Consider the following 11,637-nt stretch of genomic DNA (forward strand, 5'->3'; position numbering starts at 1 on the left):
AGGAGAGGAAACCATGGAGCAGTACGAACTCGACGCCGTCAAGGCGATCACGACGCGGCCGGCGCGTGACTACCGGACGCTGGCGGTGCGGGGCCTGACCCCGGTGATCGGCGCCGAGGTCACCGGCCTCGACCTGACCCGGGAGCTCACCGAAGAGCAGCTCACCGAGCTGAAGACGGCGTTCCTCGACCACCACGTGCTCGTGTTCCGCGACCAGGACATCACGCCGGACGACCACCAGCGCCTGGCGGCGAGCTTCGGCGAGCTGCGCCCGGTGAACCCGCCGCCCGAGCACGGCAACCCGTACATCCTCGAGGTCGCGACCGCGCCGGAGTCGGCCACCGTGTTCGGCAACGGCTGGCACGCCGACGGCACCGCCGACGCCGAGCCGTCGCTGGGCTCGATGCTGCACATCACGCGGCTGCCCGAGCCGGGCAGTGGCGGCGACACGCTCTTCGCGAACATGCACCTCGCCTACGACATGCTGTCTCCGAAGCTGAAGGAACTGCTGACCGGGCTGACCGCGATCCACGACGGCGCGCACGCCTTCCGCGGGCACAAGATCCCCGAGGGCTACGAACCCCCGGTCAGCGAGCACCCGGTGGTGGTGCGGCACCCGGAGACCGACCGGCCGCTGCTGTACGTCAACCCGGCCTACACCTCGCGCATCCCGCAGCTGTCGGCCGACGAAAGCCAGGCGGTGCTCGACCTGCTGTTCTCGGTGGTGCCGAACCGGCCGATGCTGGCCTGCCGCGTGCGCTGGGAGTCGGACACGCTGGTGTTCTGGGACAACCGCTGCGTCCAGCACCACGCGGTCTACGACTACTACCCGCACACCCGCTTCGGGCACCGCGTCGCCATCAACGGCGGCCCGCTCAAAGGCTGATCCCGCCTTTCTCGAGGAGCTGAGCCCCATGTCGCCCGAACCCGTGGTGGACGTCCGCGATCCGGCCGTCCTCGACGACCCGATGCGCGGGTACGACCGGATCCTCGCCGAGTCGCCGGTCTGCTGGGCCCGGCTGCCCGGCGGCGAAGAAGGCTGGCTCGTCACCGGCAGCGCCGAGGTCCGCGCCGTCCTGACCGATCCGGCCGTGCGCAACGATCCCGCCGGCCTGCCCGGGCGGGGCGCGCAGACGCAGGAGGAGGCGTTCCTCGCGCTGGGCACGCCCCCTGAGCACCTGCCCTACCTGCGAGCGAGCCTGCTGAGCCTCGACGGCGCGGAGCACACGCGGCTGCGCCGCAGCATCAGCCACGCGTTCAGCGCGTCGCGCGTCGCTGTGCTGCGCCCGCGGGTGCAGCAGATCGTCGACGAGCTGCTCGACGGCCTGGGCGCGACGGCGAACCTGCTCGACGAGTACGCCTACCCGCTGGCCATGGCCGTCGTCTGCGAGCTCGTCGGCGTCCCCGAAGCGGACTGGGCGGACTGGTACCGCTGGGGCAAGGTGCTGGTCGACGGCGACCCGGCGCGGATCACGCCGACGTTGGGCGAGATGTTCGCCTACTGCCACGATCTGGTCGACCGGCGCCGGGCCGGGCCGCGCGAGGACCTGCTCAGCGAGGCCGTCGCCCAGGACGACCTGACCGACGTCGACGCTGTGGCCCTCGTGGTGTTCCTGGTGCTCGCCGGGCACGAAACGATGGCGCACCTGCTGTCCAACGCGGCGCTCGCGCTGATGCGCGACCCCGCCCAGCTGAAGCTGCTGCACGCCGAGCCGCAGCTGTGGCCGGCCGCGGTGCGCGAACTGGTCCGCACCGACGGCCCGGTGCAGCTGGCCCGCTTGCGTTATGCGGCAACGGATATCGAGGTCGGTGGGGCGCGGATCCGCGCGGGCGACCCGGTGCAGGCGGTGCTCGGCGCCGCCAACCGCGACCCGGCCCGGTTCGCCTGCCCGCACCACGCCGACGTGCGCCGGCAGGCCGAGCACGGCGCCCGCGAGGGCAGCGTCGGGTTCGGCTGGGGACCGCACTTCTGCCTCGGCGTCGCCCTGGCGAAGGTGGAGGCCGAGGTGGCGCTGCGCAGCCTGTTCGAGCGCTTTCCCGCGGTGACGCCGGTGGGCGAGCCGGCGTGGGTGCCGCTGCCGCGCGCCCGGCACCGGGTCGCGTTGGCGGTGCGGCTGCGGTGACCACCCCCATTCCCGATGTTTCGGTCATCCTGCCCTGCGCCGGCCTCGGCACGCGGTTCGGAGCGCCGTACGCGAAAGAGCTGCACTGCCTGGCTCCCGGCGTCACCGTGCTGGACCGCAGCCTGGAAGCCGTGGTGGAGCTGGCGAAGAGCGGGCTCAGCGTGCGCGTGGTCGTCGTGTTCGGCCCGCACAAGCTGGACACGGTGAAGTACCTGGCGCGCTACGCCGGGATGTTCCAGCTGGTCTTCGTCTACCAGGACGACGTGGCTCAGCCGGGGCTCGACGGGGCGATCCGGTGCGCACTGCCGCTGACGCGGGGACCCGTGGCGCTCGTGCTCCCCGACATCGTGGTCAGCGGCGTGGACAGCCTGCTCACCGCCCTGCGGGCGACGGCGGTCGCGGGCTGGAGCGTGGTGGCCGCCGAAGAGCGGGACCCCGGCGTCCTGCGGCAGATGGGCGCGTTGACCGTGGCCTGCGGGAGCGGCGTCGTGACCGTCGAGGCCGCCGCGGAGAAGCCCGCCGATCCATCGGGCTTCAACGCGCTCTGGGGCATGGTGGCGGTCACGGAGGACCAGGCCCACCTGCTCCCGGACGTCGCCAGGCGGGACGCGGACAGCCCGCTGGCCGGTGCGCGCGCCCACATGGTGGCGCGGATCGTCAACTACAACACCACCGAGGGGTGAGCGTGCTCGACGACGTGATGGCGGCGCTGGACACCGTCCTGCCCCGGCTGGCCGCGGTCACCGGCACGCCCGGGGTCGCCGTCGCGGTGGCGACGAGCGACGACCTGCGGACGGCCGCGACCGGGTTCGCGGACCTGGCCGCGCGCACGCCGATGACCGCCGAGACGGTCGCGCCGGCGGGCTCGCTCACCAAACCCGTCACCGGCCTGGCCTTCATGCAGCTCGTCGAGGCGGGGGCGGCCGGGCTGGACACGCCGGTCGACCAGGTGCTGCCCGCGGGACTGCGCGGTCCCGATGCGCCGCCCGCCACCACCGCCATGCTGGCCGCCCACCAGGGCGGCTACTACAGCGACATCGTCACCGCCGTCGCACCCACGGCGCCGGCGGAGCCGATCCTGGACTACGTCCGGCGCCGGCACGAGCTCGGCCGCGCCGTCGAGTACGGCGGAGTGCTGCCCCTGGTCACGGCGCCCGGCCTCTACTCGTACTCGAGCTTCGGGGTCGGGGTGCTCGGCGGCGTCGTCGAGCACCTGGCCGGCGAACCGTACGGGGCTCGCGTCCACCGGGACGTGTTCACCGCGGCCGGGATGCGCGCCACGACCATCGACGACGGCACGCGGACCGCGGCGGAGCGCGGGAGCGCCACCGGGTACCTCGCGTTCGGCGACTGGTGCCTGCCGAGCCCGCCGCTGCGGACGTCGGCCTACCCGGGGGTCGGGATGCACACCAGCGCGGCGGATTTCGCGCGGCTGCTGCAATCCCTGTTGCGCACCGCCCGGGGCGACCGGGGTCTGGTCGGACCGGACGCGCTCGCGGCGATGACGGCCCCGCGGGTGCCGCGCCCGAGCCCGCACGGTGTCCGCTCGTTCTCCGGCCTGACCCTCGAGCTCGCCGACCCGGAGCTGGGCGAGGACTGGTGGTGGGGGCACACCGCGGCGTTCCCGTGGGGGTTCTGGTGGGAGGCCAGGGTCTGGCCGCACCGCGACCTGGCCGCGGTCGCGGTGGGCAACCGGTGGGACATGGCCCGGTTCCACAACCCCGCCACCCGCAGCGCCCCGGGCTTGGCCGTGGAGTGGGCGGGCCGCTGGGCGAGCTCCGGTGCTCCGGCGAAGCTCCCGGACATGGACGGGCGGCCGCGGTGGACCGGTCCCCGGCCGACCCCGGAAAGCTCGGGCTGGATGGGGGTGCTGGTGGGCGAGCGCACCCACGGCCTGCTCGGCGTGCCCGAACCGCTGCCGGTGCCGGCGCTGGCCGCCGGCGCGCGGTCCCTCGGCGACGGCGAATCGGACGGCTGGGACCCCGGCGCGTTCGCCCGCGGGGTCGAGCAGGCCCGGGCGGTGGCCCCGGACCCGGATGCGCTCGGGGCGCTGGGCCGGGAGCTGGGTCCGGCCGCCGCGCTGTGGATGCTGGAGTGCGGCGCGGCGGGCGCGGACGTCACGATGCCGGTCGGCTTCTACGCCCGCGCACCACGGTGAACGAAGGGACGCGCATGCGGGTACTGCTCTCGACGTACGGGACGCGGGGCGACGTCGAACCGCTGGTGGCACTGGCGGTGGAGCTGCGGGCACGGGGCGCCGAGGTGCGGCTGTGCACGCCGCCGGACGAGGAGTTCGCGGACCGGCTGGGCGGCCTCGGGATCCCGTGGGTGCCGCTCGGGCTCCCGGTGCGGGCGCTGATGCGCGGCACGGCCCCGCCGTCGGCGGCGGAGCTGTCCCGCTACCGCACCGAGCTGGTCGACGCGCAGTTCGACGTCCTCCCCTCGGCGGCCGACGGGTGCGACGCACTGGTGGTGGCCGGCCTGGCGCAGGTCGCCGCGCGGTCGGTGGCCGAGGCCGCGGGCCTGCCCTACGTGTACGTGACCTATGCGGCGGTCAACCTGCCGTCACCGCACCACGGGCCGCCCCCGCGGCCGGGCTGGCCCGAGCCGGCGGCGGCCGACCACGCGACGCGGTGGGAAATCGACGCCCGCCGGGTCGACGCGCAGTTCCGCGAGCCGCTCAACGACCACCGCGCCGCCCTCGGCCTGCCCCCGGTGGAGAATGTGCGCGACCACGTCTACTCGGACCGGCCGTGGCTCGCGGCGGACCCGGTCCTGGGACCGTGGCCGGGCGGCGACGGCCTCGAAGTGGTCCAGACCGGCGCGTGGACCCGGCCGGACGACCGCCCGCTGCCGCCCGACCTGCCGGCGTTCCTGCGGGCGGGGCCACCGCCGGTGTACGTCGGCTTCGGCAGCATCGGTCCGGCCCCGGACATCCCCCGCTGGGCCGTCGAGATCGCCCGCGACCGCGGTCACCGCGTCCTTGTTTCCCGCGGCTGGGCCGACCTCGACGTGCCCGGCTGCTTCGCGATCGGGGACGTCAACCACCAGCGCCTGTTCCCCGAGCTGGCGGCGGTGGTCCACCACGGCGGCGCGGGCACCACGCAGACGGCGGCCCGGGCGGGCGTCCCGCAGGTGGCGGTCCCGATCCCGTTGGCGGACAACCCGTACTGGGCGGGCCAGGTGGCGGCCCACCGGATCGGCACCACCCTCGACGGCCCGACGGCAACCCGCGAGTCGCTGAGCGCCGCCTTCGACACGGCACTGACTCCCGCAACCCGGGAGCGGGCGAAGGCGCTGAGCGCCGAGATCCGCACCGACGGGGCGGCGGTGGCCGCGCAGCGGTTGCTCGACGCTCTCGGCTGAGCGACGCTCAGCCCGAGCGAGCTCAGGTTCCGGCCCCGCACCGAATCGACGACAGCCGTCAGCCCGCCGCCGCACTGAGCATCGTTTCGGCCACCACATCCGGGTGCACCAGCGGAACGGCGTGCGTGGACTCGACCTCCACGACGGTGGAGCCGGCTCGCTCGGCCATCCACCGCTGGGCCTCCGTGGGAATGGAATTGTCCCGGGTGGACACGACGGCCCACGACGGCAGTTCGTGCCAGCTGGCGGCGTCCGCGAAGCTGCCTTCCAGGGTGACCGGGTCGAAGGGCTTCTGGGCGGCGGCGAGGATCTTCCGGTCCCGCGCGCCGGCGTCGCCGGCGTAGACCTCACCGAACTTGTCCGGCCGGAGGTAGACCTCCGCGCCGCCGGGGTACTCCCGCACGACCAGGTTTTCGGGGATGAGCAGGCTGCCCGGGAACTTCCCGTTGAGCCCGCCCGCCGTCTCCCCCGCGTCCTGCTGGAACGCCGTGACGAACACGAGCGATCGGACGGCGTCGGTCAAGGCACCGGGAGCCGAGATGACCGACCCGGCGTAGGAGTGGGCGGCGACCACGAGCGGGCCGGTGAGCGTGCCCAGGAACCGTGCGAGGTAGGCGATGTCGCCGTCGAAGTCGCGCATCGGGAGCGACGGCGCGATGACGGTGTGCCCGGCGTCCTGCAGGCGGACGGACACCCGGCGCCAGACCGAAGCATCGGACAGGGCGCCGTGGACGAGAACGAAGGTCGGCTGGTTCATGCCTTCAGTCTCGGCTCGGCTCGCAGGGCGGGGACAGTGGCAGTCCTGCCGACTATCGAAAGCTTCCCGCCAACGGTCTCAGCCGCCGTCGAAGGTGAAAGACCTCCGGTGTTCGCGGGGCGAAACGTTGGTCGCGCGCCGGAACTGCACCCGCAGGTTGGTTGCCGTGCCGAAGCCGACGCGACGCGCGATGTCCTCTATGGACAGTTCCGAGTTCTCCAGGAATTCCTTGGCCCGGGCGATGCGCTGGTCGCGCAGCCAGGTCAACGGCGGCACACCGGCCTTCTCGCGGAAGCGCCGGTGGAACGTCCGCTCCGACATGGCGAACCGGGTGGCCACGTCCTTCACCGACAGGGTTTGCGCCAGCGACACGAGCATCCACTGCTGGGCCCGCGCGATGACGTCGTCGCCGGGCGGCACGACCCCCTTTTCCACGAACTGCCGCTGCCCGTCCACCGGGCGCGGCGCCATCACGATGCGCCGCGCGACGTGCCGCGCGGCCGCCGGTCCCAGGTCGGCGTTCAGGAGGTGCAGGCACAGATCCACCCCGGCGGTCACGCCGCCGGAGGTGAGCACCGACCCGGTGCCGGCGACGAGCACCGACTGGTCGACCGTGAGCTCCGGAAACCGTTCGGCGAGCTCGGCGCACAAGGACCAGTGGGTGGTCACGGTCAGGCCGTCGAGCACCTTGGCCCGCGCCAGGGCGAACGCCCCGGAGCAGATGGACACCATCCGGACACCCCGCCGGTGGGCCCCGGCGAGGGCCCGCAGCAGCGACCCGGGCAGCTCACGCTCCACGGCGTCGGCGTAGCCCGGCACGACGATCGTGTCCGCCCGGCGCAGCAGCTCCAGCCCGCCGTCCGGGAGCACCGTCGTTCCCCCGGCCACCGGCACGGGCCCGCCTCCCACGGACACGGTCACGAGCTCGTACGCCTCCGGCGCCTCCCGGCCGAACACGTGCACCGGGATCGCGTAGTCGAGGGGCAGGACGTGCTCGAGCAGGACGACGACCATCCGGTGCCGGGTCACCGCAGGGCCCGGAAGAAGCCGGTGACGTCGCGGGCGAGCAGTTCGGGTTCCTCGTGGGCGGCGAAGTGGCCGCCACGGGGCATGGTCGTGTACCTCGTGACGTGGTACGTGCGCTCCGCCCAGCTGCGCGGCGGCTGGGTGAGGTCGGCCGGGAACAGGGCGACGGCGGTCGGCACGTCGACCCGCTCGACCCGGCGGGTCAGCTTCTCGTTGTACTCGTAGTACGGCCGGAACGACGTCGAAATGGTGTTGGTGAACCAGTAGAGCGACGCCTGCGTCAGCAGGAAGTCGTCGCTGAACCGCGAGGACAGGTCACCTCCGCAGTCACTCCACGCGCGGTACTTCTCCATGATCCAGGCGAGCAGGCCGGCCGGCGAGTCGGCCAGGCCGTAGGCCAGGGTGAGTGGCCGGGTGCTCTGCTGGTGCTGGTAGGCCCCTTCCTGCGCCGACCAGGTCGCCACCGAGTCGAGGTAGGCCCGCTCCTGCTCGGTGAGGCTCTCGTCGTCGTAGGCGACCGGACCGGCGACGGCCATCAGGTGAATCCCGATCAGGGCCTCGGGATGGGCTTCGGCCAGCCGGGAGGTGATGCCCGCGCCCAGGTCTCCGCCGTGTGCCGCGTACCGGGTGAAGCCCAGTTCCTCGCGCATGAGCCGGTGCCACAGCTCGTGGGTCTGCACGGGATCCGCGAGCGAAGGACGTTGCGGGGAGAAGGCGAAGCCGGGCAGCGACGGGACGATGACGGTGAACGCGTCCGCCGCGGAACCCCCGTGCTGCGACGGCGTGGCCAGCCGCCGCGCGAAGCCGGTCAGCTCCAGGAACGAGCTGGGCCACCCGTTGGTCAGGACGATCGGCAAGGCGTCCGGGGTTTCGCCGTCGAAGCGCAGGTAGTGCACCGCCGTCCCGGCGATGTCCACGACGTTGTGGGGCAGCGCGTTGATGGCGGCTTCGTGCGCACGCCAGTCGTAGCCGGACGCCCAGTGGGCGACCAGCCGCCGCAGCTCGGCGGGATCGGTTCCCGCCGACCAGCCGGTCACCGGCCACGGCGCCGGCCACCGCGTGCCGGCCAGCCGGGTTCGCAGCTCGCCGAGTTCGGCATCGGTGACAGCGAGCACAGGCCTGTCGGACATGGATTCTCCTTGAGGTCAAGCGATCGGGTCGGGACCGAGAGCGCTGTCCAGCAACTCACCCAGCTGGTCGAGCTGGCCGGCGGACAGCCCCCGGAACGACGATTCGACGACGGCGTCCACGAGGTCCTGACCCTCGACCCGCAGGCGCGCACCTTCTTCGGTCAGCCGGTGCCGCACGGCCCGACCCGGCCCGGGAACCCGTTCGATCAGACCACGCTCGGCCATCCGCGTGGCCAGCGAACCGAAGGACTGATCGGTCTGGAACGTCAGCACCGCCAGGTCGTGGAGCGAGGCATCCGGCTCGCGGTGCAGGTGGCGCAGCGTGTCCCACTGCACGATGGAAAGCCCCAGCGGCGCCAGCGCGCGGCTCAGCGCGCGATGGTGGCGGTACTGCAGGCGCTTGACGGCCAACGCGACATCACCGGGGCGGTACTTCATGCCCACACCCTAACCGACCGGACGCAGCTTGCTTATCTAAGGAACCTTATATAAGGTTCCTTATGTACCGAGTTCCCGACGGAGAAGGACCCATGACGACTCTCCCCGCGGCCGGCTCACTCCGGCCCACCCGCACCGCAACCCACACCCTCGGCCCGGTCGAAGTCACCGTCCAGGACCGCGACCGCACCCGCCCCTTCCTGCTCCTGCACGGCGGTGGCGGCATCGCGACGATGACCGGCTTCGCCGACCTGCTCGCCGAACGCACCCACTCCCGCGTGCTGCTGCCCACCCACCCCGGCTTCGGCGGCACCCCCAAGCCCGAAACCCTGACCGGCGTCACCGAACTGGCCCGGCTGTACGTCGCCCTGCTGGAAGAACTGGACCTCACCGACGTCACCGTGATCGGCAACTCCTTCGGCGGCTGGCTGGCCGCCGAGATCGGCCTGCAGAAGAGCCCGCGGGTCAGCGGCGCGGTGATCATCGACGGCGTCGGCATCGAGGTCCACGGGCACCCGCCGACCGACATCAGCGGCATGACCCTGGAGGAAATCCGGGCGCACTCGTTCCACGACCCGGCCAAGGCGCCCGTCCCGCCGAGCGCCGGCGGCACCGGGCCGAGCCCCGACGTGCGCGCCCTGATCGGCTACACCGGCCCCACGATGACCGACCCGACGCTCGCCGGGCGGCTCGGCGAGCTCGACCTCCCCGTGCACGTCGTCTGGGGCGAAAGCGACGGCATCGTCGACCCCGAGTACGGAAAGGCCTACGCCGCCGCAATCCCGCTGTCGACGTTCACCCTGCTCCCCCGCACCGGACACCTGCCGCAGGTCGAAACGCCCGAAGAACTGCTCGGCGCGTTGCTCGACCTCGGCAACTGAGCCCCTCGAGGAGAACCCGCATGCGCACTTCCCTGAGCGTGACCCGGATCGGGCACGCCTGCCAGCTGATCGAGCTCGGCGGGATCCGGGTCCTGACCGACCCGTGGTTCACCCAGAGCGCCACCTACTACCAGGGCGAACCGGTCGCTTCGACCGTCGGCGGCCTGGGCCGGATCGACGCGGTCGTCGTCAGCCACGAGCACTACGACCACTGCGATCTCGACGCTCTCGTCACCGGGGGCTTCGACCTCGGCACGCCGCTGATCGGGCCCGGCACGGTCGCGGCCATCGCGCGGGACAAGGGTTTCCGCGACGTGCGCGTCGTCGAGGCGTGGGAAGCCGCGACGGTCGGCGACCTCACCGTGACGGCGGCGCCGGGCAAGCACGGCGTCCACGAGGTCACCTTCGTCATCCAGGCCGGCGGCCGCACGGTCTTCTTCGGCGGCGACTCGCTGCGGGTCCCGGAACTGGACACCATCCCCGACCGGTTCGGGCCCGTCGACCTGGCCATCCTGCCGACCAACGGGCTGTGCATCCGGCCGATGCACCTCGAGCAGGTGGTCATGGACGCCGAGGACGCGGCCGGGTTGACCGCCGCGTTGAAGCCGGCCCTGGCCGTGCCGCACCACTACGCCTTCCACAGCGGCCGCCTGGGCGACCGGATGATCACCCGAGGCGACCAGGACCCCCGGCACTACGCCGACGCGGTAGCCCGGCTCGCCCCGGAGATCACCGTCCGCCTGGCGCTGCCCGGAACCACGGTGCTGGTCCCGTGAGCGACCTGGCCGGCTGACTCCTCGCGATGGTCCTCGGCAGACAGTGGACTGTGGAGCCCGCTCCGATCCGGACAGATGTGACAACGGGGACGGGAAGGCCTTTTCCCTTTGCCGGAAGGGAAACTGACTGGGAGCCGAGTTGGGAAAACACCATCAGGCGAGTGGTTCGCGCGATAAAGTGCGGCAATGAGCACGACGACGCAGACCACGATCGGCGCAGTGCGGTGAAGCTCGCCGAGATCGCTCCCGAACTCCGTCTCCCGGCCGACCGGCTCCCGCGCGTGCCGCTGGAGGAAGCCGGGGTGTTGCAGCAGATCCGCGCGGCGACCGCGCAGATCCGGCCCGTCGAGGTGCCGGGCGTGGACATCGAGAGCACGCCCGGGTGGCGGATCCACCGCCCGCGTGCCGCACGGCCCGGTCGCACCCTCCTGTGGATCCACGGCGGCGGCTTCGTCGTCGGCCGCGCGGCCCAGGACGACCGGCTCTGCGCGGAAACGGCGCGGGAGCTGGGCATCACGGTGGTGTCGGTGGAGTACCGGCTCGCCCCGGACGCCCAGTACCCGGCCGCGCTCGACGACTGCCACGCGGCCTGGACCTGGGCCCGCGACCAGGCCGGGGGCCCGGACGGCGTCATCGTCGGCGGCCAGAGCGCCGGTGGCGCGCTCGCGGCCGCGCTGGTCCAGCGCCTCTGCGACAGCGGCGAGCGGCCGCACGCGCAGTGGCTGTTCTGCCCGATGCTCGACGACCGCACCGCCGCCCGCCGCGAGCTCGACGACCGCAACCACCGCGGCTGGGACAACCGCCTCAACCGCTTCGGCTGGCGTTCCTACCTCGGCGTCGAACCGGGTGCGCCGGATGTGCCGTCCTATGCCGTGCCCGCCCGCCGCGAAGACCTCGCCGGGCTGCCCCCGGCGTGGATCGGCGTGGGCGACATCGACCTGCTCCACGACGAGTCCGCCGCGTACGCCCGCCGGCTGCGCGAGGCGGGCGTCGACGCCACGCTGCACGTGGTGTCCGGCGCACCCCACGGCTTCGAGGCGTGGGCGCCCGACACCACCGTGACGCGGGACTACCTGGCCACCGCACGGGCGTGGCTGGGCAGCCGCACCTCGGCGCCGTAAACCGGGCGGTGCCGACGCG

12 protein-coding genes are annotated in these 11,637 nt (G+C 73.1%); 8 read left to right on the forward strand and 4 right to left on the reverse strand.

Annotation, left to right across the window (positions count from 1 at the left end; all coding sequences use genetic code 11):
- The first annotated feature begins 13 nt into the window (after window positions 1-13).
- Genes AB0F15_RS16795 through AB0F15_RS16815 form a run of 5 tightly spaced genes read left to right on the forward strand, consistent with a single transcriptional unit; the run spans window position 14 to window position 5,489 of the window.
- The gene (locus AB0F15_RS16795) at window positions 14-886 is read left to right on the forward strand and encodes a TauD/TfdA family dioxygenase (protein WP_360270797.1); all 873 of its coding nucleotides are present in this window, start codon (window positions 14-16) and stop codon (window positions 884-886) included.
- 28 nt (window positions 887-914) lie between these two features.
- Complete coding sequence (locus AB0F15_RS16800; protein ID WP_360270799.1) at window positions 915-2,123, forward strand: cytochrome P450; 1,209 nt, start codon at window positions 915-917, stop codon at window positions 2,121-2,123.
- On the forward strand, window positions 2,120-2,806 hold the full coding sequence (locus tag AB0F15_RS16805; RefSeq protein ID WP_360270801.1) for a hypothetical protein: 687 nt from the start codon (window positions 2,120-2,122) through the stop codon (window positions 2,804-2,806). Before AB0F15_RS16800 ends, AB0F15_RS16805 begins: the two co-directional genes overlap by 4 nt.
- Before the next feature lie 2 nt (window positions 2,807-2,808).
- On the forward strand, window positions 2,809-4,281 hold the full coding sequence (locus AB0F15_RS16810; protein ID WP_360270894.1) for a serine hydrolase domain-containing protein: 1,473 nt from the start codon (window positions 2,809-2,811) through the stop codon (window positions 4,279-4,281).
- Window positions 4,282-4,295: 14 nt separating this feature from the next.
- Window positions 4,296-5,489 (forward strand): glycosyltransferase, encoded by a 1,194-nt coding sequence (locus tag AB0F15_RS16815; RefSeq protein WP_360270803.1) that lies wholly within the window; start codon window positions 4,296-4,298, stop codon window positions 5,487-5,489.
- Between the two features lie 58 nt (window positions 5,490-5,547).
- On the opposite strand, the gene AB0F15_RS16820 is transcribed toward AB0F15_RS16815, so the two are convergent.
- From AB0F15_RS16820 to AB0F15_RS16835, 4 genes are all read right to left on the reverse strand, one after another.
- Complete coding sequence (locus AB0F15_RS16820) at window positions 5,548-6,246, reverse strand: alpha/beta hydrolase (protein WP_360270804.1); 699 nt, start codon at window positions 6,244-6,246, stop codon at window positions 5,548-5,550.
- A 78-nt stretch (window positions 6,247-6,324) separates the two neighbouring features.
- Window positions 6,325-7,275, reverse strand: a complete 951-nt coding sequence (locus tag AB0F15_RS16825; RefSeq protein WP_360270806.1) for a helix-turn-helix domain-containing protein — start codon at window positions 7,273-7,275, stop codon at window positions 6,325-6,327.
- Complete coding sequence (locus AB0F15_RS16830; RefSeq protein WP_360270808.1) at window positions 7,272-8,402, reverse strand: epoxide hydrolase family protein; 1,131 nt, start codon at window positions 8,400-8,402, stop codon at window positions 7,272-7,274. The genes AB0F15_RS16825 and AB0F15_RS16830 overlap by 4 nt, the downstream gene beginning before the upstream one ends.
- Before the next feature lie 15 nt (window positions 8,403-8,417).
- Complete coding sequence (locus AB0F15_RS16835) at window positions 8,418-8,840, reverse strand: MarR family transcriptional regulator (protein WP_360270896.1); 423 nt, start codon at window positions 8,838-8,840, stop codon at window positions 8,418-8,420.
- 92 nt (window positions 8,841-8,932) lie between these two features.
- Here AB0F15_RS16835 and AB0F15_RS16840 point away from each other — a divergent pair, with 92 nt between their 5' ends.
- The 3 genes from AB0F15_RS16840 (at window position 8,933) to AB0F15_RS16850 (ending at window position 11,618) form a co-directional block, all read left to right on the forward strand.
- Window positions 8,933-9,721 (forward strand): alpha/beta hydrolase, encoded by a 789-nt coding sequence (locus AB0F15_RS16840; protein ID WP_360270810.1) that lies wholly within the window; start codon window positions 8,933-8,935, stop codon window positions 9,719-9,721.
- A gap of 20 nt (window positions 9,722-9,741) precedes the next feature.
- Complete coding sequence (locus tag AB0F15_RS16845) at window positions 9,742-10,497, forward strand: MBL fold metallo-hydrolase (protein ID WP_360270812.1); 756 nt, start codon at window positions 9,742-9,744, stop codon at window positions 10,495-10,497.
- A gap of 161 nt (window positions 10,498-10,658) precedes the next feature.
- Complete coding sequence (locus AB0F15_RS16850; protein ID WP_360270814.1) at window positions 10,659-11,618, forward strand: alpha/beta hydrolase; 960 nt, start codon at window positions 10,659-10,661, stop codon at window positions 11,616-11,618.
- Window positions 11,619-11,637: the final 19 nt, after the last annotated feature.

It is taken from the genome of Amycolatopsis sp. NPDC026612 (assembly GCF_040638285.1).
Lineage (GTDB): Bacteria > Actinomycetota > Actinomycetes > Mycobacteriales > Pseudonocardiaceae > Amycolatopsis.